Origin of the sequence: Methyloceanibacter superfactus (assembly GCF_001723305.1) — a bacterium.
GTDB classification, from domain to species: Bacteria; Pseudomonadota; Alphaproteobacteria; order Rhizobiales; family Methyloligellaceae; genus Methyloceanibacter; species Methyloceanibacter superfactus.
Genome location: NZ_LPWF01000003.1, coordinates 12,605 through 35,265 on the forward strand (window position 1 = coordinate 12,605; position 22,661 = coordinate 35,265).

At 63.2% G+C, this 22,661-nt stretch carries 27 protein-coding genes and 4 pseudogenes; all 31 read right to left on the reverse strand.

What is annotated here, in order from left to right:
• Positions 1-16: 16 nt before the first annotated feature.
• The 31 genes and pseudogenes from AUC69_RS00625 to rpoC all read right to left on the reverse strand — a co-directional run bounded on the left by AUC69_RS00625 (position 17) and on the right by rpoC (position 22,631).
• Complete coding sequence (locus tag AUC69_RS00625; RefSeq protein WP_069440447.1) at positions 17-1,033, reverse strand: DNA-directed RNA polymerase subunit alpha; 1,017 nt, start codon at positions 1,031-1,033, stop codon at positions 17-19.
• Positions 1,034-1,124: 91 nt separating this feature from the next.
• Entirely contained in the window at positions 1,125-1,514 is a 390-nt protein-coding gene (gene rpsK / locus AUC69_RS00630; RefSeq protein WP_069440448.1) for a 30S ribosomal protein S11, read from the reverse strand.
• Between the two features lie 69 nt (positions 1,515-1,583).
• Positions 1,584-1,952, reverse strand: coding sequence for a 30S ribosomal protein S13 (gene rpsM / locus AUC69_RS00635; RefSeq protein WP_069440449.1), 369 nt, complete (start codon positions 1,950-1,952; stop codon positions 1,584-1,586).
• Between the two features lie 199 nt (positions 1,953-2,151).
• Positions 2,152-2,802, reverse strand: coding sequence for an adenylate kinase (locus AUC69_RS00640; protein ID WP_069440450.1), 651 nt, complete (start codon positions 2,800-2,802; stop codon positions 2,152-2,154).
• Complete coding sequence (secY, locus tag AUC69_RS00645; protein WP_069440451.1) at positions 2,799-4,133, reverse strand: preprotein translocase subunit SecY; 1,335 nt, start codon at positions 4,131-4,133, stop codon at positions 2,799-2,801. Before secY ends, AUC69_RS00640 begins: the two co-directional genes overlap by 4 nt.
• Before the next feature lie 211 nt (positions 4,134-4,344).
• A pseudogene (rplO, locus tag AUC69_RS00650) lies at positions 4,345-4,791 on the reverse strand (50S ribosomal protein L15); the annotation flags it as partial.
• A gap of 11 nt (positions 4,792-4,802) precedes the next feature.
• Complete coding sequence (gene rpmD, locus AUC69_RS00655; RefSeq protein ID WP_069440452.1) at positions 4,803-5,006, reverse strand: 50S ribosomal protein L30; 204 nt, start codon at positions 5,004-5,006, stop codon at positions 4,803-4,805.
• Between the two features lie 39 nt (positions 5,007-5,045).
• Entirely contained in the window at positions 5,046-5,627 is a 582-nt protein-coding gene (gene rpsE / locus AUC69_RS00660; RefSeq protein ID WP_069440453.1) for a 30S ribosomal protein S5, read from the reverse strand.
• A gap of 24 nt (positions 5,628-5,651) precedes the next feature.
• Positions 5,652-6,011 carry a 50S ribosomal protein L18 gene (gene rplR / locus AUC69_RS00665; RefSeq protein ID WP_069440454.1) on the reverse strand — a complete coding sequence of 120 codons (360 nt, stop codon included), beginning with the start codon at positions 6,009-6,011 and terminating at the stop codon, positions 5,652-5,654.
• 11 nt (positions 6,012-6,022) lie between these two features.
• Entirely contained in the window at positions 6,023-6,556 is a 534-nt protein-coding gene (rplF, locus tag AUC69_RS00670; RefSeq protein WP_069440455.1) for a 50S ribosomal protein L6, read from the reverse strand.
• 28 nt (positions 6,557-6,584) lie between these two features.
• Positions 6,585-6,983, reverse strand: a complete 399-nt coding sequence (gene rpsH, locus AUC69_RS00675; RefSeq protein WP_069440456.1) for a 30S ribosomal protein S8 — start codon at positions 6,981-6,983, stop codon at positions 6,585-6,587.
• An 8-nt stretch (positions 6,984-6,991) separates the two neighbouring features.
• A pseudogene (rpsN, locus tag AUC69_RS00680) lies at positions 6,992-7,296 on the reverse strand (30S ribosomal protein S14).
• Positions 7,297-7,325: 29 nt separating this feature from the next.
• Positions 7,326-7,892: a 50S ribosomal protein L5 gene (gene rplE, locus AUC69_RS00685; RefSeq protein WP_069440457.1), complete on the reverse strand. Its 567-nt coding sequence runs from the start codon at positions 7,890-7,892 to the stop codon at positions 7,326-7,328.
• A complete protein-coding gene (gene rplX, locus AUC69_RS00690) occupies positions 7,885-8,205 on the reverse strand; it encodes a 50S ribosomal protein L24 (RefSeq protein WP_069440458.1) in 321 nt (106 codons plus the stop codon). Before rplX ends, rplE begins: the two co-directional genes overlap by 8 nt.
• On the reverse strand, positions 8,206-8,574 hold the full coding sequence (gene rplN / locus AUC69_RS00695; protein ID WP_069440459.1) for a 50S ribosomal protein L14: 369 nt from the start codon (positions 8,572-8,574) through the stop codon (positions 8,206-8,208).
• A gap of 49 nt (positions 8,575-8,623) precedes the next feature.
• Positions 8,624-8,869: a 30S ribosomal protein S17 gene (rpsQ, locus tag AUC69_RS00700; RefSeq protein ID WP_069440460.1), complete on the reverse strand. Its 246-nt coding sequence runs from the start codon at positions 8,867-8,869 to the stop codon at positions 8,624-8,626.
• Positions 8,870-8,880: 11 nt separating this feature from the next.
• A complete protein-coding gene (gene rpmC / locus AUC69_RS00705; RefSeq protein ID WP_069440461.1) occupies positions 8,881-9,081 on the reverse strand; it encodes a 50S ribosomal protein L29 in 201 nt (66 codons plus the stop codon).
• A 3-nt stretch (positions 9,082-9,084) separates the two neighbouring features.
• Positions 9,085-9,498, reverse strand: a complete 414-nt coding sequence (rplP, locus tag AUC69_RS00710; protein ID WP_069440462.1) for a 50S ribosomal protein L16 — start codon at positions 9,496-9,498, stop codon at positions 9,085-9,087.
• A gap of 23 nt (positions 9,499-9,521) precedes the next feature.
• Positions 9,522-10,241, reverse strand: a complete 720-nt coding sequence (gene rpsC, locus AUC69_RS00715) for a 30S ribosomal protein S3 (protein ID WP_069440463.1) — start codon at positions 10,239-10,241, stop codon at positions 9,522-9,524.
• A complete protein-coding gene (rplV, locus tag AUC69_RS00720) occupies positions 10,241-10,621 on the reverse strand; it encodes a 50S ribosomal protein L22 (RefSeq protein WP_069440464.1) in 381 nt (126 codons plus the stop codon). The genes rpsC and rplV overlap by 1 nt, the downstream gene beginning before the upstream one ends.
• On the reverse strand, positions 10,621-10,902 hold the full coding sequence (rpsS, locus tag AUC69_RS00725; protein WP_069440465.1) for a 30S ribosomal protein S19: 282 nt from the start codon (positions 10,900-10,902) through the stop codon (positions 10,621-10,623). The genes rplV and rpsS overlap by 1 nt, the downstream gene beginning before the upstream one ends.
• 5 nt (positions 10,903-10,907) lie before the next feature.
• Positions 10,908-11,747 (reverse strand): 50S ribosomal protein L2, encoded by an 840-nt coding sequence (gene rplB, locus AUC69_RS00730; protein ID WP_069440466.1) that lies wholly within the window; start codon positions 11,745-11,747, stop codon positions 10,908-10,910.
• Between the two features lie 4 nt (positions 11,748-11,751).
• Positions 11,752-12,045: a 50S ribosomal protein L23 gene (locus AUC69_RS00735; RefSeq protein ID WP_069440467.1), complete on the reverse strand. Its 294-nt coding sequence runs from the start codon at positions 12,043-12,045 to the stop codon at positions 11,752-11,754.
• Positions 12,042-12,661: pseudogene (gene rplD / locus AUC69_RS00740) on the reverse strand (50S ribosomal protein L4). Before rplD ends, AUC69_RS00735 begins: the two are co-directional and overlap by 4 nt.
• Positions 12,661-13,440 carry a 50S ribosomal protein L3 gene (gene rplC / locus AUC69_RS00745; protein WP_069440468.1) on the reverse strand — a complete coding sequence of 260 codons (780 nt, stop codon included), beginning with the start codon at positions 13,438-13,440 and terminating at the stop codon, positions 12,661-12,663. The pseudogene rplD and the gene rplC overlap by 1 nt, the downstream one beginning before the upstream one ends.
• A gap of 32 nt (positions 13,441-13,472) precedes the next feature.
• Positions 13,473-13,781: a 30S ribosomal protein S10 gene (rpsJ, locus tag AUC69_RS00750; RefSeq protein ID WP_069438070.1), complete on the reverse strand. Its 309-nt coding sequence runs from the start codon at positions 13,779-13,781 to the stop codon at positions 13,473-13,475.
• Positions 13,782-13,840: 59 nt separating this feature from the next.
• Positions 13,841-15,031, reverse strand: coding sequence for an elongation factor Tu (gene tuf / locus AUC69_RS00755; RefSeq protein WP_069440469.1), 1,191 nt, complete (start codon positions 15,029-15,031; stop codon positions 13,841-13,843).
• Positions 15,032-15,081: 50 nt separating this feature from the next.
• Entirely contained in the window at positions 15,082-17,157 is a 2,076-nt protein-coding gene (gene fusA / locus AUC69_RS00760; RefSeq protein ID WP_069440470.1) for an elongation factor G, read from the reverse strand.
• 20 nt (positions 17,158-17,177) lie between these two features.
• Positions 17,178-17,648, reverse strand: a complete 471-nt coding sequence (gene rpsG, locus AUC69_RS00765) for a 30S ribosomal protein S7 (protein WP_069440471.1) — start codon at positions 17,646-17,648, stop codon at positions 17,178-17,180.
• 41 nt (positions 17,649-17,689) lie between these two features.
• The gene (rpsL, locus tag AUC69_RS00770; protein WP_069440472.1) at positions 17,690-18,061 is read right to left on the reverse strand and encodes a 30S ribosomal protein S12; all 372 of its coding nucleotides are present in this window, start codon (positions 18,059-18,061) and stop codon (positions 17,690-17,692) included.
• A 337-nt stretch (positions 18,062-18,398) separates the two neighbouring features.
• Positions 18,399-22,631 (reverse strand): annotated as a pseudogene (gene rpoC / locus AUC69_RS00775) (DNA-directed RNA polymerase subunit beta').
• Positions 22,632-22,661: the final 30 nt, after the last annotated feature.

The following is a 22,661-nucleotide window of genomic DNA, read 5'->3' on the forward strand; positions in this document are numbered from 1 at the left end:
CGGATAATTGTCCAGCCTAGTAATGGTCCTCGAACCGCTTGGCCAGCTCTTCGATATTCTCCGGCGGCCAGTCCGGCACTTCCATGCCGAGATGCAGACCCATGGAGGCAAGCACCTCCTTGATCTCGTTCAGCGACTTGCGGCCGAAGTTCGGCGTCCGCAGCATTCTCGCTTCCGTCTTCTGAATGAGATCGCCGATATAGACGATGTTGTCGTTCTTCAGACAGTTGGCCGAGCGTACCGACAGCTCGAGCTCGTCGACCTTCTTGAGCAGCGCCGCGTTGAACACCAGCTCCGGCTGACGCTCGTAGGTCTGCTCCTTCTTCGGCTCTTCGAAATTGACGAACACCGACAACTGATCCTGGACGATGCGGGCGGCAAGCGCGATCGTGTCGTCGGGGCGCACCGAGCCGTCCGTCTCGATTTCCATGGTGAGCTTGTCGTAGTCGAGGATCTGTCCCTCGCGGGTGTTCTCCACGCGATAGGAGACCTTGCGCACCGGGCTGAACAGCGAGTCGACTGGGATGAAGCCGATCGGCGCGTCGTCGGGACGATTGCGCTCGGCCGGCACATAGCCCTTGCCCGAGGAGGAGGTGAACTCCATGTGGATCGCCGCGCCCTCGTCGAGCGTGCAGATCACATGCTCGGGGTTGAGAATGTCGACTTCGGCACCACCCTGGATATCGCCGGCGGTGGCCACGCCCGGACCCTCCTTCTGGAGGACCATGCGCTTGACGCCTTCCGAATGCTGGCTGATGGCGATCTCTTTGATGTTGAGGACGATGTTGGTCACGTCCTCACGCACGCCGGGGATCGACGAGAACTCGTGCAGCACGCCATCGATATGCACCGAGGTGATGGCGGAGCCCTGCAGCGACGACAGCAGCACGCGGCGCAGCGCGTTGCCGAGGGTCAGGCCGAAGCCGCGCTCGAGCGGCTCGGCGACAACCGTGGCGAACCGGGCCGGGTCACGGCCAGGAAGGATATTGAGCTTGGTGGGCTTGATGAGATCTTGCCAGTTCTTTTGCAGCACCGGGTGAGCCCTTTCTTGATCGTGGAGCGGGGCAGCCTGCCCCGGCGTCCGAATGTCCTCGTCCAACATTTAGGAGTGGCCTTGCTTTTCGTTACACGCGCCGGCGCTTACGCGGCCGGCAGCCGTTATGCGGAATGGGCGTGACGTCGCGGATCGAGATGATGTTGAAACCGGAGGCCTGCAGCGCCCGCAACGCCGACTCCCGGCCCGACCCAGGTCCCCTGACCTCGATCTCGAGATTCTTCATGCCGTGGTCAGCGGCCTTCTTGCCGGCATCCTCGGCCGCGACCTGCGCGGCATAGGGCGTCGACTTGCGCGAACCCTTGAACCCCATGGCACCGGCCGACGACCAGGAAATCGCATTCCCCTGCGCGTCGGTGATGGTGATCATCGTATTGTTGAAGCTTGCATGCACATGGGCGACGCCCGACGTGATGTTCTTCTTTTCGCGGCGACGGACGCGCGTCTTTTCCTTGGCCATGCTCTATTCCCGCTATTCAAAATTGGCGCCGGCGAAAGCCTGGAAGAGCTCGGCCGCGCGTTGAGCTGTCTACTTCTTCTTGCCGGCGATCGGCTTCGCCGGGCCCTTGCGCGTGCGCGCATTGGTATGCGTCCGCTGACCATGGACCGGAAGACCGCGGCGATGACGTAAACCACGGTAGCAACCGAGGTCCATCAACCGCTTGATATTCATGGAAACATCGCGCCTGAGATCGCCCTCGACCACATAATCCCGGTCGATCACCTCGCGGATCTGAATCACCTCGGACTCGGTCAATTCGTTCACCCGCCGCTCGGACGGGATGGAAACCTTGGAGCAGATGTCCTTGGCAAAGGTATCGCCGATGCCATGGATATAGGTCAGCGCGATCTCGACCCGCTTATTGGTCGGGATGTTTACGCCTGCAATTCGGGCCACGTAGTCGTCTCCTCGCGTAGCACGTGCTAACGTGCTGAAATTAAAGCCATATTACCAAATTGGAACACGACAAGACCGACCGCGGACAGGCTCTACCCCCGGGACCGGTCAGTCCGTCAAGCAATGTGACGCCGTTATGTAGCGATTCCGCTTGACAAGGTCAACTGGCCGTATGGGCCAATCCTCCCTGAGTCAAGCCTCACGCCGCCTCCAGCGCCGCGTCGATCTCCTTTTGTACTGTCTCAATATCGGCCATGCCGTCGACCGTCCTGACCTTCCCTTGCCCCTGGTAATATCCGATCAGGGGCTCGGTCTGGCTGTGATAGGCCTTGAGCCGGGACCGCACCACTTCCTCGGTGTCGTCGGCCCGGGCGCTGAACTCGGTGCCGCCGCAGCGGTCGCAAACCCCGGCGACCTTAGGCATCTTATATTGGTCGTGATAGCCCTCGCCGCACGTGGCGCAAGTAAAGCGCCCGATGATCCGCGCTACCAGGGCATCGTCGTTCACCGCCATCACGATCACCCGGTCGACCTGCTCGCCGCGCCCGTCCAGCAGGCGGTCCAGCGCCTCGGCCTGGCCGATGGTCCGCGGAAAACCGTCGAGAATGAAGCCGTTGCCGCCCTCATGACGATCCATGCTTTCGGCGATCAGCCCGATCACCAGCGCGTCGGGCACCAAGGCGCCCCGCTCCATGATGTCGCCCGCCTGGCGGCCGAGTTCCGTGCCGGCGGCGACCGCCGCCCGCAACATGTCTCCGGTGGAAAGCTGGACCAGGGCGTGCCGGTCTTCCAGCCGCTTCGCCTGCGTCCCCTTACCCGCGCCCGGAGGGCCGAGCAGGACCAGGTTCATCGCCGCCGCGCTCCTCTAAGCTTGGCCTTCTTGATCAGCCCCTCATATTGATGAGCGAGCAAGTGGCTCTGTATCTGTGCCACCGTATCCATGGTGACGCTGACCACGATAAGGAGCGACGTCCCGCCGAAATAGAACGGCACGCCGGCGTAAGAGATGAGGATCTCCGGCAGCACGCAGACCGCCGCCAGATAGAGCGCGCCGACCACGGTGATCCGCGTGAGCACGTAGTCGATATATTCAGCCGTGCGCTCGCCGGGCCGGATGCCGGGCAGGAAGCCGCCATACTTCTTCAGATTGTCGGCCGTGTCCTTCGGGTTGAACACCACCGCCGTATAGAAGAAGGCGAAGAAGATGATCAGCGACACATAGATGAGGATATGCAGCGGCTGACCGCGACCGAGCATGGCGGTGATGGTGTTGAGCCATTCCGGCCCTTGCCCGGCGGAGAAATTGGCCGCCGTGATCGGCAGCAGCAGCAGCGACGAGGCGAAGATCGGCGGGATCACGCCGGCGCTGTTGAGTTTCAGCGGCAGATGCGAGGCATCGCCCTGGAACATCTTGTTGCCGACTTGTCGCTTTGGATATTGCACCAGCAGCCGGCGCTGGGCCCGCTCCATGAACACGATGACGCCGATCACCGCGACGGCCATGATGAATAGGCCGATGATCAGACCGGCCGACAGCGCGCCCTGACGGCCGAGCTCCAGCGTGCCGACCAAGGCATGAGGCAGCTGCGCCACGATGCCGGCGAAGATGATGAGCGAGATGCCGTTGCCGACGCCCCGCGCGGTGATCTGCTCGCCGAGCCACATGAGGAACACGGTGCCGCCGACCAGCGTGATGACGGTGGTGATGCGGAAGAACCAGCCCGGGTCCACGACCACATTGCCGGCGCCTTCCAGACCCACGGCGATGCCGTAGCCCTGAAGCGCGGCCAGGAGCACGGTGCCGTAGCGGGTATATTGGTTGATCTGCCGCCGGGCCTGCTCGCCTTCCTTCTTGAGCTGCTCAAGATGCGGTGAGACAGTGGTCAGCAGCTGAATGATAATCGACGCCGAGATATACGGCATGATGTTGAGCGCGAAGATCGCCATGCGCCCGACCGCACCGCCCGAGAACATGTTGAACATGCCGAGGATGCCGGACTGCTGCTGACGGAACACATCGGCGAGCGCTTCCGGGTTGATGCCCGGAATCGGGATATAGGTGCCGAGCCGATAGATCACGAGCGCGCCCAGCGTGAACCAGATTCGCTTCTTCAGCTCGTCGGCCTTGGCGAAAGCCGCGAAGTTCAGATTGGAGACGAGCTGTTCTGCGGCGGAGACCATCGGCGCTCTTCCCTTCCCCGAAACGATCAGGCGGCCGCGAAAACGGCCGCCTCAGATCACTCGGACTTGTCCTTCTTGGCGCGGGGCGTCTTCGCCGCGGCCTTCTTCGGCGCGCTCTTTTCCGACGCAGACTTGGCCGGCTTGGCGGCGCGCGCCTCTTGGGCTTGCCCTCGCCCTCGGGCTTGGCAGCCCGCTGCGGCATCGGCGTCAGCGTCACGGTGCCACCGGCCGCCTCGACCGCCTTCACCGCGCCACTCGACGCCCCCGTGACTTCGAAGGCCAGCTTTGTCTTGATCTCACCGTGGCCGAGCAGGCGCACGCCGTCGCGCACCCGCTTGATGATCCCGGCGGCCAGCAGCGCCTCGACCGTGACCGGGGTCTTGCCGTCGAGCTTCTTGGCGTCGATCGCCGCCTGGACCCGGCCGACATTCACCTCGTTCAGGTCCTTGGCGAAGATGTTGTTGAAGCCACGCTTCGGCAAACGCCGATGCAGCGGCATCTGACCGCCCTCGAAGCCCTTGATGGCCACGCCGGAGCGGGCCTTCTGGCCCTTCACGCCATGGCCGGACGTCTTGCCGAGTCCCGAACCGGGGCCGCGGCCGACCCGCTTCCGCGACTTGGTCGCGCCCGGCAGATCCCTGATCTCGTTCAGTCGCATGATATTCTTCCTTAGGCTCCGGCCTCGTCCTCAACAATGCGCACCAGGTGGGCGATCTTGGCCACCATGCCGCGCACCTGGGGACTGTCGACCAGCGTCCGCCGCTTGTGCATCTTGTTGAGGCCGAGCCCAATCAGGGTCGCGCGCTGCACGCCGGGACGACGGATCGGGCTACCGATCTGCTCCACGACGATTGTCTTTCTGTTGTCGGCCATCTCTCTTCAACCTTGTTCTTCAAGCTTAGGCCTTAAAACCTAGGCCTGCGCCTCGGCGCCCTCGCCGGCCTGATCCCGGCGGCGGGACACGATCTCGCTGACCTTCTTGCCACGCCGTGCGGCAACGCCACGCGGGCTGTCCTCATGGCGCAGCGCATCGAAAGTGGCGCGCACCATGTTGTAGGGATTGGAGCTGCCGAGCGACTTCGCCACCACGTCCTGGATGCCGAGCGTCTCGAACACTGCGCGCATCGGACCGCCGGCGATGATGCCGGTACCGGCCGGCGCCGCCCGCAGGATCACCTTGCCCGCCCCGTGCTGACCGCGCACGTCATGGTGCAGCGTGCGGCCTTCGCGCAACGGCACCTTGACCAGACCGCGCTTGGCCGCCTCGGTGGCCTTGCGAATGGCCTCCGGTACCTCGCGCGCCTTGCCATGACCGAAACCGACCCGGCCCTTCTGATCGCCGACCACGACAAGCGCGGCGAAGCCGAAGCGACGGCCGCCCTTGACCACCTTGGCCACGCGATTAATGTGGACGAGCTTGTCGATAAACTCGCTATCGCGATCGTCCCGGTCTCTGCCTTGCGGACCGCCGCGTGATTGGTGACCTCGTGCCACGTGTCAGACCCTTTCCTTCGAAACCTAGAAGTTCAGACCGGCCTCGCGGGCCGCGTCTGCGAGCGCCTTGACGCGCCCATGATAGATGTAGCCGCCGCGGTCGAACACGACGTCCTTGACGCCGGCCTTCACCGCACGCTCGGCAACGAGCTTGCCGACGGCCTGCGCCGCCGCCAGATCGGTGCCCTTGGGCAACGCCCCCTTGAGGTCCTTGTCCAGGCTCGAGGCGGCCGCCAGGGTCTTGCCGTCGCGGTCGTCGATCACCTGAGCATAAATGTGCTTCGAAGAGCGAAACACGGACAGACGCGCACGTCCGTTGGCCACCCGCTTCAACGAGTGACGAACCCGGCGCGCACGCCGCATAAATGTATTCAACGCGCTCATTGTCTATCTCGCTACTTCTTCTTGCCTTCTTTGCGGAGGATGTACTCGCCCGCATACCGCACGCCCTTGCCCTTGTAAGGCTCCGGCGGCCTATACCGTCTGATCTCGGCGGCGACCTGGCCGACCTTCTGCTTGTCGATGCCGCTGATCACGATCTCCGTCGGCTTCGGGCACGCCACCTGAATGCCGTCCGGCACGACATAAGCGATATCGTGGCTATGGCCGAGCTGCAGCTGCAGGGCCTGGCCCTGAACCGCGGCGCGATAGCCGACACCGGTGATCTCCAGTGTCTTGGTAAAGCCGTCGGTCACGCCGGTGACGAGGTTGGCGACGAGCGTGCGCGACATGCCCCACATGGCGCGCGCCTCTTTCGTATCCTCGCGCATGGTGACTTCGATGCCGTCTTTATCCGCCTTGGCGATGACCTCATCGACGAGCACATGCCTGAGCTCGCCCTTGGGGCCCTTCACCTTGACCTCTTGGCCATCAACCGCGGCGGTAACACCGCCGGGAATTGCCACTGGTTTCTTGCCGATGCGCGACATTGATCAACCTTCGCTTCAGTAGCCGCCGCTAAAACACGTTGCAGAGAATCTCGCCACCGACATTCTCGTTACGTGCGCGGGAATCCGACATGACGCCCTTGGGCGTCGAGAGTATGGCGACGCCGAGACCGTTGGCCACCGTCGGCAGATCCCTCACCGAGGAATACACACGCCGCCCGGGGGTCGACACCCGCTTGATGTCCTTGATCACGGGCTCGCCATCGAAATATTTCAGCTCGATTTCGAACTCGGACTTGCCGCCGTTATATTCGACACGCGCATAGCCGCGGATATAGCCCTCCTCCGCCAGCACTTCGAGAACGTGCTCGCGCAGTTTGGAGGCAGGCGTCGTCACCTTGGCCTTATGCCGCATCTGCGCATTGCGGATACGGGTCAGCATGTCGCCTAGAGGATCGTTGATGCTCATCGTCGTCCTTACCAGCTCGACTTAACCATGCCAGGGATCAGCCCGTTGCTTCCCAGATCGCGCAAGGCAATGCGCGACATGCGAAGCTTGCGGTAATAACCGCGGGGCCGCCCGGAGAGATCGCAGCGATTGCGAATGCGCGTCGGCGAGGAGTTGCGCGGCAGCTCGGCGAGCTTCAGCCTCGCCGCAAAGCGCTCCTCGGCCGGCAGAGAGCGGTCCGCGGCAATCTCCTTCAAACGCGTACGCCGGAAGTGAACTTCTTGGCGAGGCGTTGCCGCTTCTTATTCCGCTCAATCATGCTCGTCTTAGCCATTCAGTCCTCCTGTCGCCGCTCGGGCAAGCTCACTTGCCTTCGCTGCGGAACGGAAAGTTCAAACCCTTCAACAAGGCGCGTGCCTCGTCATCGCTCTGCGCCGTGGTGCACACGATGATGTCCATGCCGAGCACGTCCTCGACCTTGTCGTAATCGATCTCGGGGAAGATGATGTGCTCCTTCAACCCCATCGAATAATTGCCTCTTCCGTCGAAGCTTTTTGGGTTCAGCCCACGGAAGTCGCGAACGCGCGGCAGGGCGATGTTCACCAGCCGGTCGATGAACTCGTACATGCGGTCCTTGCGCAGCGTGACCTTGGCGCCGACCGGCATGCCCTCGCGCAGCTTGAAGGTGGCGACGGACTTGCGCGCCTTGGTGATGACCGGCCGCTGGCCGGCGATCAGCCCCAGATGCGCGGCGGCCGCCGTGACCTTCTTGGAGTCGGCGACACCCTCGCCCACGCCCATGTTGAGCACCACTTTGTCGAGGCGCGGCACCTGCATGACGTTCTTGTAGCCGAACTCCTTGGTGAGCTCGCCTTTGATGACGTCCAGATACTGCGTCTTGAGCCGCGGAATGTAAGCCTGCTCAGACATCGATAACCTCACCCGAGCGCCTGGCGAAACGCACCTTGCGCCCGTCCTTTAGAAATTTGTGACCGACGCGCGTCGGTTTCCCGTCCTTGGGATCCTCGAGCGCGATATTGGAGATATGAACGGGGGCTTCCTTGTTGATGATGCCTCCCTCTTGACTCGCGGTCTGACGCTGATGACGGCGCACCATGGCCACGCCCTTGACGATGGCGCGGTTCTCCGCCGGCATCACCTTCAGCACCTCGCCCTTCTTGCCCTTGTCCTTGCCGGTGAGCATCACGACGTGGTCGCCCTTCTTGATCTTCAACTTGGGCATCTACAGAACCTCCGGCGCGAGAGACACGATCTTCATGTGCTTCTTGGCTCTGAGCTCGCGGGTGACCGGGCCAAAGATACGCGTGCCGACCGGCTCGCCTTGCGGATTGACCAGCACCGCCGCGTTGCGGTCGAAGCGAATGACCGAGCCGTCCGGACGGCGCACGCCCGTGGCGGTGCGCACGATCACGGCCTTCATGACCTGGCCCTTCTTCACGCGGCCGCGCGGGATCGCTTCCTTGACGCTGACCACGACGGTATCGCCGATCGAAGCGTATTTGCGCTTCGAGCCGCCGAGCACCTTGATGCACTGCACACGCTTTGCACCGGAGTTGTCGGCAACATCGAGATTGGTCTGCATCTGAATCATGGCATTTGCCCTTGCTCAGGCCCTAACCGGGCCAGCACATCTAACTTCGCTAAACCGCTGCCTGCTCACGCGGCAGCACTTTCCATTTCTTCTGTCGCGAGATCGGCGCGCATTCCTCGATCCGAACCTTCTCGCCCACCTTGAACTCGTTCATCTCGTCATGGGCGTGATAGTTCTTCGTCCGGCGCACCGTCTTACGGAACAGGGGATGCGTGAAGCGGCGCTCGACCTTGACCACCACGGTCTTGTCGTTCTTGTCGCTGACCACGACCCCAAGCAGAATTCTTTTCGGCATCGAACTGACCCTTATGCCTTCGCCGCGGCGCTTTTCGCCCGCGCGACCGTCTTGATGCGCGCGATATCGCGCCTGATCTGTCTCACCCGCGCCGTGTTCTCAAGCTGCCCGGAGGCCGCCTGGAAGCGCAGATTAAACTGCTCTTTCTTCAGCTTGACCAACTCGTCGTTGAGCTGGTCCGGCGTCATGTCGTGCACCTGGCTTCCCTTCATCGCTTAGCCCTCGATGCGCGCGACAACGCGCGTCTTGATCGGCAGCTTGGCGGCGGCAAGCCGCAGGGACTCACGCGCAGTCGCCTCGGTCACGCCGTCGATCTCGAACATGATGCGGCCCGGCTTGACCCTGGCCACCCAGAACTCCGGCGTACCCTTACCCTTACCCATGCGCACTTCCGTCGGCTTCTTCGACACCGGCACGTCGGGGAACAGCCTGATCCACACACGGCCCGCGCGCTTCATCTGGCGGGTCATGGCGCGGCGCGCCGCCTCGATCTGCCGCGCGGTGATGCGGGCCGGCGCTTGCGCCTTCAGCCCGAACGTACCGAACGCGAGGTCCGTCGCACCCTTGGCGGTGCCTTTGATCCGGCCCTTATGGGCTTTCCGGAACTTTGTTCTTTTCGGTTGCAGCATAACTTTAAGCCTTGCCCTCGCCCTTAGCCCTGCGCCTGAGCGGGTTCGCGGCGCCCGGTCGAACGGCCGCCTTCTTGCGCCTCAAGGGCCTTGTTCTCCTGGGCCATGGGGTCGTGCTCCATGATCTCGCCCTTGAAGATCCAAACCTTGATGCCGATGATGCCGTACGCCGTACGTCCCAGCGCCGTGCCGTAGTCGATATTGGCGCGCAGCGTGTGCAGCGGCACGCGGCCCTCGCGGTACCACTCCATGCGCGCGATCTCCGCGCCGCCGAGCCGGCCCGAGCAATTGATGCGAATACCGAGCGCGCCCATGCGAATGGCCGACTGCACGGCGCGCTTCATGGCGCGGCGGAACGCGATGCGGCGCTCCAGCTGCTGCGCGATGCCTTCCGCCACCAGCGTGGCGTCGACCTCGGGCTTGCGCACCTCGACGATATTCAGATGCACGTCGGAATCCGTCAGCGCGGCCAGCTCGCGGCGCAGCTTCTCGATGTCCGCGCCCTTCTTGCCGATTAGGATGCCCGGACGCGCGGTGTACACGGTCACGCGGCACTTCTTGTGCGGACGCTCGATAACCACCTTGGAGATGCCGGCCTGCTTGCGCGAGGAGAGAATATGCTCGCGCATCTTCAGATCCTCGTGCAGGAGCTGCGCATACTCGGCGCCGCTGGCAAACCAACGAGAGTCCCAGGTGCGGTTCACACCGAGCCGAAGCCCGATCGGATTGACCTTATGTCCCATCAGGCGGACTCCTCAACTTGGCGCACGATTACCGTCATCTGCGCGAAAGGCTTATCGATGCGAGCGCCTCGTCCGCGCGCCCGCGCGCGAAGCCGCTTCATCACCATGTTCTTGCCCACATAGGCCTCGGACACGACGAGCGCGTCCACATCGAGGTCGTGGTTGTTCTCGGCGTTGGCGATGGCCGACTCGAGCGTCTTCTTGACGTCCTGGGCCACGCGCTTCCGCGAGAAGGTCAAATCGGCGAGCGCACGGTCAACCTTCTTGCCGCGGATCAGCTGGGCAAGCAGGTTGAGCTTCTGCGGGCTCACGCGAATGAGTCGCGTCACGGCTTTCGCCTCTGTGTCTTTGAGCGCGCGCTCGCGCTGCGGCTTGCTCATTACTTGGTCCTCTTCGCCTTACGGTCGGCGACATGGCCGTGGAACGTCCGCGTCGGCGAAAACTCACCGAACTTGTGCCCCACCATGTCCTCGGTCACGAGCACCGGAATGTGCTTCTGGCCGTTATGGACACCGAAGGTCAGCCCCACGAATTGCGGCAGGATGGTCGAGCGACGCGACCACATCTTGATGATGGCGTTGGACCCGCTGCCGCGCGCCTTCTCCGCCTTCTTCAAGAGATAACCGTCGACGAACGGGCCTTTCCAGATAGAGCGTGCCACGTGCGTTACCCCTTCTTCTTCTGATGGCGGCTGCGCAGGATGAACTTGCTGCTGGCCTTGTTCGTGCGCGTCTTCTTGCCCTTGGTCGACTTGCCCCATGGGGTGACCGGATGGCGGCCACCCGACGTGCGGCCCTCACCACCACCATGCGGATGGTCGACAGGGTTCATGACCACGCCACGAACCACGGGCTTCCGCCCTTTCCACCGCATGCGGCCGGCCTTGCCGAACGATACGTTGGAGTTGTCGGGATTGGAGACCGCGCCAACGGTCGCCATGCAGTCCGCCTGAACCATGCGCGTCTCGCCGGAATTCAGCCGGAGAATCGCATAGCCCGCATCGCGGCCCACGAGTTGAACATAGGTACCCGCCGCGCGCGCGATCTGGCCGCCCTTGCCGGTCTTCATCTCCACGTTGTGGACGATGGTGCCGATCGGCATGCTGGCCAGCGGCATCGCGTTGCCGGGCTTCACGTCCGTCTTCTCGTCGGCGATCACCGTGTCGCCGGCGGCCAAACGCTGCGGCGCCAGGATGTAGGACAGCTCGCCGTCGGCGTATTTGATCAGGGCAATGAACGCGGTCCGATTGGGATCGTATTCCAGCCGCTCCACGGTCGCCGGCACGCCGAACTTGCTGCGGCGCTTGAAGTCCACCATGCGATAGGTGCGCTTGTGACCGCCGCCGCGATGCCACACCGACACACGGCCCGTGTTGTTGCGTCCGCCCGACTTGCTCAAGCCTTCGGTGAGCGCCTTGACGGGTTTGCCCTTCCACAGATGACCGCGGTCGACGAGCACCAGCGACCGCTGGCTCGGCGTCGTGGGTTTGAATGTTTTCAGCGCCATGTCGTCAAATCCTCGTCGTCACGTCGATCTTGTCGCCTTCGGCGAGCTTGACGACGGCTTTCTTCACGTCCTGCTGGCGTCCCTTGATGCCGCGGAAGCGCTTGGTCTTGCCCTTGCGGATCAGCGTGTTCACCGCCAGCACCTTGACGCCGAACAGCGTCTCGATCGCCTTCTTGATCTCAGGCTTGGTGGCATCGCGGCGCACCTTGAACACCACCTGGTTCGCCTCCGAGGCCTCACTCGATTTCTCGGTGATGACCGGCGAGAGGATCACGTCATATGCAGCAAGAGAGCTCATTTGAACCGTGCCTCCAGCGCCTCGACGGCGGCCTTGGTCAGCACGAGCTTATCGTGCCGCAGAATGTCGTACACATTGATGCCCTGCACCGGCAGCACATCGACGCGAGGAATGTTGCGCGCCGCGCGGGCGAACTCGTCCTGCACCGCCGCGCCGTCGATGATCAGCACCGACTGAAAGCCAAGCTTGGCGAAGCGCGACTTGAGCTCCTTGGTCTTGCCCTCTTTAAGCTCGCAGTTGTCGAGGACGACCAGCATGTCGGTCTTCACCTTGGACGACAGCGCATGCTTCAGCGCCAGCGCCCGGACCTTCTTCGGCAGCTCGATCGCGTGGCTGCGCGGCTTCGGCCCGAAAGCCTTGCCGCCGCCGCGGAAAATCGGCGCCTTCTTGCTGCCGTGACGCGCCCGGCCCGTTCCCTTCTGCCGGTACATCTTGGCAGTGGTCGCGTTGATCTCCGAGCGGTCCTTGACCGAGACCGTGCCGCTCCGGCGCTTGGCGAGTTGATAGCGCACCATGCGATGGAGCAGGTCGCGCGCGGCTCCAGGCCGAACACCTCGTCCGACAGATCCACCGTGCCCGCCTTCTTGGCGTCGAGCGTTGTTACGTCCGCCTTCATCACTCTTTATCCCCGCTCTGCACTTCGGCGTTCTGCGCCTCGGCCGCCGTATCATCGGCCGGCGCGGCTTGAGCCTCCGTTGCAGGCTTCGACTCGTCGCCCGCACCCTTGCGGAACGCACCAGGCTTCGGCGCCGCGTCGGGAAGCGCGCGCTTCACGGCATCCCGCAACAGCACCCAGCCGCCCTTCGAACCGGGCACCGCGCCGCGGATCATGATCAGGCCCCGCTCCGGGTCCGTCTTCACCACCCGCAAATTCTGCGTGGTGACGCTGACATCGCCCATATGGCCGGCCATCTTCTTGCCCTTGAACACCTTGCCGGGGTCCTGGCTGTTACCGGTCGAACCGTGGCTGCGATGACTGACCGACACACCATGGCTGGCCCGCAAGCCGCCGAAGCCATGACGCTTCATGGCGCCGGCAAAGCCCTTACCGATCGAGGTGCCGGAAACGTCCACGAACTGGCCCTCGACGAAATGGTCGGCGGTGATCTCCGCGCCCACGTCGATGAGGTTCTCCGGGCTCACGCGGAACTCCGCGACCTTCCGCTTCGGCTCCACATTGGCCACGGCGAACCCGCCGCGCTCGGAGCGCGTGAGCCGCTTCACCTTGCGGTGACCGGCGCCGAGCTGCACGGCCGTATAGCCGTTCTTCTCGGCGGTGCGCTGGCCGACGACCTGACACTTGTCGAGACGCAACACCGTGACGGGAATGTGCTCCCCGGCATCGGTGAAGATCCTGGTCATGCCGACCTTCTGCGCGATGACACCTGATCGCATCGAACTTGTTCCTTGCCTCGTCCCGTGCCCGACTAGAGCTTGATTTCGACGTCAACGCCGGCGGCGAGATCGAGCTTCATCAGCGCATCGACGGTCTGCGGCGTGGGATCGACAATGTCGAGCAGCCGCTTATGGGTGCGCATCTCGAACTGCTCACGACTCTTCTTGTCGATGTGAGGTGAGCGGTTCACGGTGAATTTCTCGATGCGGGTCGGCAGCGGAATAGGCCCGCGCACCTCCGCACCCGTGCGTTTGGCCGTGTTGACAATTTCCTTGGTCGACGCATCGAGAATCCGATGATCGAAGGCTTTCAGCCTGATTCTTATGTTCTGGCTCTGCATCTCGACGGCCTCAAATTAAGGAGCGCGCCGCTTCTCGCGACGCGCTCCAGGGTCTTTCGTTACTCGATGATCGACGACACCACGCCGGCGCCGACGGTGCGGCCACCTTCGCGAATGGCGAAACGGAGTTTCTCTTCCATGGCGATCGGCACGATCAGCGTCACTTCCATGGCGATGTTGTCGCCCGGCATCACCATCTCGGTGCCTTCCGGCAGCTGAACGACGCCGGTCACATCGGTGGTGCGGAAGTAGAACTGCGGACGATAGTTGCCGAAGAACGGCGTATGACGGCCGCCCTCTTCCTTGGTCAGAATATAGGCCTCGGCCTTGAACTTGGTGTGCGGCTTGATCGAGCCGGGCTTGCACAGCACCTGGCCGCGCTCCACGCCCTCGCGATCGACACCACGCAACAGACAGCCGACATTGTCGCCCGCCTCGCCCTGATCGAGCAGCTTGCGGAACATCTCGACGCCGGTGACGGTCGACTTGGTCGTCGGCTTGATACCGACGATCTCGACTTCCTCGCCGACCTTGACCACGCCACGCTCGATACGGCCGGTGACCACGGTACCGCGGCCGGAGATCGAGAACACGTCCTCGATCGGCATCAGGAAGGGCTGATCCTTCGGACGCTCGGGCTGCGGAATGTAAGAGTCCACGGCCTCCATCAGCGCCAGGATCGACTTCTGGCCGATCTCGTCATCCTTGCCTTCCAGCGCGGCCAGAGCCGAGCCCTTGACGATCGGAATATCGTCGCCGGGGAACTCGTACTTGGACAGCAGCTCACGCACCTCGAGCTCGACGAGATCGAGGAGCTCCGGATCGTCGACCTGGTCGACCTTGTTCATGAACACCACGAGAGCCGGCACACCGACCTGACGGGCGAGCAGGATGTGCTCGCGGGTCTGCGGCATCGGACCGTCCGCGGCCGAAACCACGAGGATGGCACCGTCCATCTGCGCCGCCGCCGTGATCATGTTCTTCACATAGTCGGCATGGCCGGGGCAGTCGACGTGGGCGTAATGCCGGTTCGGCGTCTCGTACTCCACATGGGCCGTGGAGATCGTGATTGCGCGCGCCTTCTCTTCCGGCGCCTTATCGATCTGGTCATAGGCGGTGAACGTCGCGCCGCCCGTCTCGGCCAGGGTCTTGGTGATCGCGGCCGTTAGCGTTGTCTTGCCGTGATCGACGTGACCGATGGTTCCGATGTTGCAATGCGGCTTGTTCCGCTCGAATTTTGCCTTAGCCATGTTGGCTCTCCATTCTTCTCACCAAAAGCGAAATCTAGATACCTGACGCCTCAGGCAAACTTGGCTTGCACCTCTTCGGCGACCGCCTGCGGCACCTGCGCGTAATGATCGAACTGCATCGTGAACTGGGCGCGGCCCTGGCTCATCGAACGCAGCGTGTTCACGTAACCGAACATGTTGGCGAGCGGCACCATGGCGTTGATCACCGCGGCATTGCCCCGGCTCTCTTGGCCCCGCACCTGCCCGCGACGGCTTGTCAGGTCACCGATAACGCCGCCGACATAGTCTTCCGGCGTCACCACTTCGACCTTCATCATCGGCTCGAGCAGCTTCGGCCCGGCCTTCAAAGCGCCCTCGCGGAGGAGCGCGCGGGACGCAATCTCGAACGCCATAACGCTCGAATCCACGTCGTGATAGGCGCCGTCCGTGAGCGTCACCTTCACATCGAGGATCGGGAAGCCGGCCAGCACGCCTGCATCGATGACGCTTTGCACGCCCTTCTGCACGCCCGGGATGTACTCCTTGGGCACATTGCCGCCGACGACCTTGTTGATGAACTCATAGCCGGCACCCTGCTCGTTCGGCTCGATAGTGAGCTTGACGCGGGCGAACTGGCCCGAACCGCCGGTCTGCTTCTTGTGGGTGTAGTCGATCTCGGCCTTCTTCGACACGGACTCGCGATAAGCGACCTGCGGCGCGCCGACATTGGCCTCGACTTTGAACTCACGGCGCATGCGATCGACGATGATGTCGAGATGCAGCTCGCCCATGCCCTTAATGATGGTCTGGCCGGACTCGTGATCGACGGACACGCGGAACGACGGATCTTCCTGGGCGAGACGGTTCAGCGCCACGCCGAGCTTCTCCTGGTCGCTCTTGGTCTTCGGCTCGACGGCGACCTCGATGACCGGCTCCGGGAACTCCATGCGCTCCAGGATCACCGGCTTGTTCGGATCGCACAGCGTATCGCCGGTGGTCACGTCCTTGAGGCCGGCGATGGCCACGATGTCGCCCGTGAAGGCTTCCTTGATATCCTCGCGGTGATTGGCATGCATCAACAACATGCGGCCAATCCGCTCTTTCTTGTCCTTCACCGTGTTCGACAGCGTCTGGCCGGATTCGACCTTGCCCGAATAGATGCGGCAGAAGGTGAGCGAGCCGACGAAGGGGTCGTTCATGATCTTGAAGGCGAGCATCGAGAGCGGCGCGTCGTCGGACGGCGGCCGGGCTACTTCTTCCTCGGTCTTCACGTCGATCGCCTTGATGGCCGGCACGTCGAGCGGCGACGGCAGGTAATCGACCACGGCATCCAGCAGCGGCTGCACGCCCTTGTTCTTGAACGCCGAGCCGCACAGCACGGGAACGAAATCGAGATTGATCGTGCCCTTGCGGATCAGAGCCTGCAGCGTCTCGACCGAAATTTCTTTGCCCTCGAGATAGGCCTCCATGGCGGCCTCATCGAGCTCGACGGCCATCTCGACGAGCTGACCGTGATACTCCTTGGCTTGGTCCACGAGATGGGCCGGGATCTCCTCGTCACGGAACGTCGCGCCGAGGGACTCGTCGTCCCAAACGACCGCCTTCATGCGGACGAGGTCGACGATACCCAGGAAATCCGTCTCCGCGCCGATCGGCAGCTGAATGACCAGCGGCTTCGCGCCGAGGCGCTCCTTGATCATCTTGACCGACATGAAGAAGTCGGCGCCGATCTTGTCCATCTTGTTGACGAAGATCATGCGCGGCACGTGGTACTTGTCGGCCTGACGCCACACCGTCTCGGTCTGCGGCTCTACGCCCTGGTTGGCGTCGAGCAGCGCGACCGCGCCGTCGAGCACGCGCAGGGACCGTTCGACCTCGATGGTGAAATCCACGTGGCCGGGCGTGTCGATGATGTTGACGCGCTTGTCCTTCCAGAACGCAGTCGTCGCGGCGGACGTAATCGTGATGCCGCGCTCTTGCTCCTGCTCCATCCAGTCCATGGTCGCGGCGCCGTCGTGGACCTCACCGATCTTATGACTCTTACCCGTGTAGTAGAGCACACGCTCGGTGGTCGTGGTCTTGCCGGCGTCAATATGCGCCATGATCCCGATATTGCGGTAGTCCTCGAGGGGTGTGACTCGGGGCATCGTAGGAATCCTTGAACTGCTTACCAGCGGTAATGCGAGAAGGCGCGGTTCGCCTCCGCCATGCGGTGCGTGTCTTCACGCTTCTTAACCGCAGTCCCGCGATTGTTGACGGCGTCCAGCAGCTCACCCGAGAGCCGCTCGACCATGGTGTTCTCGTTACGCCCGCGCGCCGCGGAGATGATCCAGCGAATGGCGAGCGCCTGACGGCGGTCCAGCCTGACCTCGACCGGAACCTGATAGGTGGCGCCACCGACGCGGCGCGAGCGAACCTCGAGCGCCGGCATGACGTTCTGCAACGCCTGGTGGAACATCTCGATCGGGTTCTGCTTGGCCTTGCTCTCCATCTGGTCGAGCGCGCCATAGACGATCCGCTCGGCGGCGGACTTCTTGCCTTCCTTCATGATGCTGTTCATGAACTTGGTAAGCACCATATCGCCGAACTTGGGATCGGGAATGATCTCGCGCTTTTCCGCTTTGTGCCGCCTCGACATATCGTCCTATCCGTCTCTGTAAAAACGCAAAAACGACCCAACTATTTGGGCCGCTTGGCTCCGTATTTCGAACGCCGCTGCCGACGGGCGCTGACGCCTTGGGTGTCGAGCACGCCGCGGATAATGTGGTAGCGCACGCCCGGAAGGTCCTTGACGCGGCCGCCCCTGATCATCACCACCGAATGCTCTTGCAGGTTGTGACCCTCGCCGGGGATGTAGCTCGTGACTTCGAGCTGATTGGTCAGCCGCACGCGAGCAACCTTACGAAGCGCCGAGTTCGGCTTCTTCGGGGTCGTGGTGTAGACGCGCGTGCAAACTCCCCGCTTCTGCGGACAGGCCTGCATGGCGGGAACTTTGTTGCGCTTCACCGGCTGCTTGCGCGGCTTGCGGATCAACTGCTGAATCGTCGGCATGTGCGCCCTTACGTCCAATCATCCAGGTGGGCGAATGCCCACATCACTAGAGCCGAAGTGTGCGAGGTGACCCCCGCGTCCTTCAGCGCCTCATACAGAGGATCTTGGAGGGGTTTCACCCCCAAGATCTTGACCCCGATTTAATCCCGGTTAGTCCAGCAGCGTCTAACCCGCGCCCGTAGGGCAACCAAAAAGTTGGGCTACCGCCTGCCGAGAAAGCTGGCGCGTTTTACCAGCCGGTTTCTCATAACGTCAAGGGCAGAAGTGCCGGATTTCAGGGGCTGAGCGCCAGATTGAGCATCCCAGAGGCACCCAGCCCCGATTTTGATCCGGCCTCTTACGCCGAGGCCCCCTCTTCCGCCGTCGAATCGTCATCTCCGGCTTCAGGCGCGGCTTCGGCCTCCTCGTGAGCGAGCGCCTCGTCGCTGGCGCGCTGCCGCTCCTCGAGGATCAGCTCGTCACGATGGGTGGCGATCCGGTTGAGCCTGGTGAGCATGCCGCCGGTGCCTGCCGGGATCAGCCGGCCGACGATGACGTTCTTCCTGGCCCTCCACAGCATCCGACTTGCCGTCGGCGGCGTCGGTGAGCACCCGCGTGGTCTCCTGGAACGAGGCCGCAGAGATGACGACCGCGTCTGTAGGCTGGCCTTGGTGATGCCGAGCAGCACGGGCTGGCCTTCGGCCTTGCGGCCGCCGGCGGCCTCGGCCGCGATATTGGCATCCTCGAAGTCGATACGGTCGACCTGCTCGCCCTTGAGGAACTCGGTGTCGCCCGGATCGCCCACTTCCGTCTTCTGGAGCATCTGCCGGACGATGACCTCGATATGCTTATCGTTGATGGTCACGCCCTGCAGCCGGTAGACCTCCTGGATCTCGTTGACCAGGTAGTTGGCCAGCTCCTCCACGCCCTTGATGGCCAGGATGTCGTGCGGCGCGGGATGGCCGTCGAGCAGGTACTCGCCCTTCTCGATCCGGTCGCCCTCTTGCACGGTCAGATGCCGGCCCTTCGGAATCAGGAACTCCACCGGCTCCTGGGTCTCGTCGTCCGGCGTGATGGTGATGCGCCGCTTGTTCTTATAGTCGCGGCCGAGCGTCACCACGCCCGAGATCTCGGCGATGATGGCGTGATCCTTGGGACGCCGCGCCTCGAACAGCTCCGCCACGCGCGGCAGACCGCCCGTGATGTCGCGGGTTTTGGCGCTCTCCATGGGGATACGGGCCAACACGTCGCCGGCCTTCACCTCACTGCCAGGCTCGACCGACAGGACCGCGTCGACGGGAAGCAGGTAACGCGCCTCGCCGCCCCGGCTGAGCTTGCCGATATTGCCCTTCTTGTCCTTGATCACCATCGCCGGCCTGAGATCGGCGCCGCGCGGCGAAGCGCGCCAGTCGATGATCACGCTGTTGGTGATGCCGGTGGACTCGTCGCGTTGCTCGGAGACCGACACGCCTTCGACCAGGTCCTCGAACTCGACGATGCCCTCGATCTCCGTCAGCACGGGGCGCGTATAGGGATCCCACTCGGCGAGACGATCACCGCGTTTCACATGGGCGCCCTCGTCGACCCGCAGATGCGTGCCGTACGGCACCCGATGGACCGCACGCTCCGTGCCGTCCTCATCGACGACGACGATGGCGGTGTTCCGGCCCATGACCATCATCCGGCCCTGAGAGTCCTCGACGACGTTGCGCTGCTTGATCTTCACGGTGCCTTCGAAGTTCGACTCCAGCGACGACTGATCGACGACCTTGGAACTCGCCACGCCACCCAGATGGAAGGTGCGCATGGTGAGCTGGGTCCCCGGCTCGCCGATCGACTGGGCCGCGATGACACCGACGGCCTCGCCCATGTTGACGGGCGTACCGCGGGCGAGATCGCGCCCGTAGCACTTGCCGCAAATGCCGTTGCGGGTATCGCAGGTCAGCGCCGAGCGGATGCGAATCTCCTGCACCCGCGCATTCTCGATCGCCTCGACGTCTTCCTCGCCGATGAGATCGCCGGCCTTGACGATCACCTTGCCGGTGGACGGGTCCTTGACGTTGTCGCAAGGGGTCCGGCCCAGCACGCGATGGCCGAGAGACACGGTGACTTCGCCGGCCTCGAGGATGGCGCGGGCGGTGATGCCCTCCTTGGTGCCGCAATCCTCTTCGGTGACGATGCAGTCCTGCGCCACGTCGACGAGACGCCGCGTGAGGTAGCCCGAGTTCGCCGTCTTGAGCGCCGTATCGGCCAAGCCTTTACGGGCGCCATGGGTCGAGTTGAAGTACTCGAGCACCGACAGCCCCTCCTTGAAGTTGGAGATGATCGGCGTCTCGATGATCTCGCCCGACGGCTTGGTCATCAGACCGCGCATGCCGGCCAGCTGCTTCATCTGGGCGGGCGAACCACGCGCGCCCGAATGGGACATCATGAAGATCGAGTTGATCGGCTTCTCGCGGCCGGTCTCCTCGTCGATCTGCACCGACGAGATGCGCTTCATCATCTCCTTGGCGACGAGCTCCGTGCACTCGGTCCAGGTGTCGACCACCTTGTTGTACTTCTCGCCCCGGGTGATGAGGCCGTCATTATACTGCTGCTCGTATTCGCGCACGAGCTCGGTCGTCTTGTGGATGATCTCGTCCTTGGTCTCCGGGATCACCATGTCGTCCTTGCCGAACGAGATGCCGGCGCGGCAGGCATAGCGGAAGCCGAGGCCCATGATCTTGTCGCAGAAGATGACCGTCTCCTTCTGACCGCAGTGGCGATAGACCACGTCGATCATGTTGGAGATGTCCTTCTTGGTGAGGAGCCGATTGACCAGGTCGAAGCTGACCTCCGCCTTCCGCGGCAACAGCTCGCCGAGCAGCATGCGGCCGGGCGTCGTGTCGTAGATATACGACACCCAATTGCCGTCCTCGTCGCGGGTGATGTAGCGGCCCTTGACCTTGGCGTGCAACGTCACCGCCTTGGAATCGAGCGCGTGATGGATCTCGGCCACGTTGCCGAAGATCATGCCCTCGCCCGGCTCGTTGTCCATGATCAGCGACAGGTAATAGAGGCCGAGCACGATATCCTGCGACGGCACGATGATCGGCGAGCCGTTGGCCGGATGCAGGATGTTGTTGGTCGACATCATCAGCACGCGCGCCTCGAGCTGCGCTTCGAGCGACAGCGGCACATGCACGGCCATCTGGTCGCCGTCGAAGTCGGCGTTGAACGCCGCGCAGACGAGCGGATGCAGCTGAATGGCCTTGCCCTCGATGAGCACCGGCTCGAAGGCCTGAATGCCCAAGCGATGGAGCGTCGGCGCGCGGTTGAGCATCACCGGATGCTCGCGGATCACCTCATCGAGGATATCCCAGACTTCCGGCTTCTCCTTCTCGACCAGCTTCTTCGCCTGCTTCACCGTGGCGGCGTGGCCCTTGGCGTCGAGCCGCGAATAGATGAACGGCTTGAACAGCTCGAGCGCCATCTTCTTCGGCAGGCCGCACTGATGCAATTTCAGCTCAGGCCCGACCACGATGACCGAGCGGCCCGAATAGTCGACGCGCTTGCCGAGCAGGTTCTGACGGAACCGGCCCTGCTTGCCCTTGAGCATGTCGGCGAGCGACTTCAGCGGACGCTTGTTGGCACCGGTGATGACGCGGCCGCGGCGGCCGTTGTCGAACAGCGCATCGACCGACTCCTGCAGCATGCGCTTCTCGTTGCGGATGATGATGTCCGGCGCGCGCAACTCCATCAGCCGCTTCAGGCGGTTGTTCCGGTTGATGACGCGGCGATACAGATCGTTGAGGTCCGACGTGGCGAAGCGGCCGCCGTCGAGCGGCACCAACGGCCGAAGCTCCGGCGGAATCACCGGCACCACGGTCAGGATCATCCACTCCGGCTTATTGCCGGACTGGATGAAGGCCTCGACCACCTTCAGACGCTTGGCGAGCTTCTTGGGCTTAAGTTCCGTCGTGGACTCGGCAATCTCCACCCGCAGGTCGGCGGCGATCTTCTCCAGATCGAGACCCTTGAGCAGCTCGCGGATGGCCTCGGCGCCGATCGCAGCGGTGAAGCTGTCCTCGCCGAAATCCTCCTGCGCCTGCATATACTCGTCCTCGGAGAGGAGCTGCAGCGGCTTCAGGGAGGTCAGGCCCGGCTCGAGCACGATGTAGTTCTCGAAGTAAAGGACGCGCTCGAGATCCTTCAGCGTCATGTCGAGCAGAAGGCCGATGCGCGACGGCAGCGACTTCAGGAACCAGATATGGGCGACGGGCGCGGCGAGCTCGATATGGCCCATGCGCTCGCGCCGCACCTTGGCGAGAGTCACCTCGACGCCGCACTTCTCGCAGATGACGCCCTTGTACTTCATGCGCTTGTACTTGCCGCACAAGCACTCGTAGTCCTTCACCGGCCCGAAGATGCGCGCGCAGAACAGGCCGTCGCGCTCGGGCTTGAAGGTCCGGTAGTTGATCGTCTCCGGCTTCTTGATCTCACCGAACGACCACGACAGGATCTTCTCGGGGCTGGCGATGCCGATGCGGATCTGGTCGAAATTCTGCTGCTGGACCTGAGGACTGAAGAGATTGGTCAGTTCTTGGTTCATTCTGGTGTCTCCCACCGGGCGGGCTGGCCG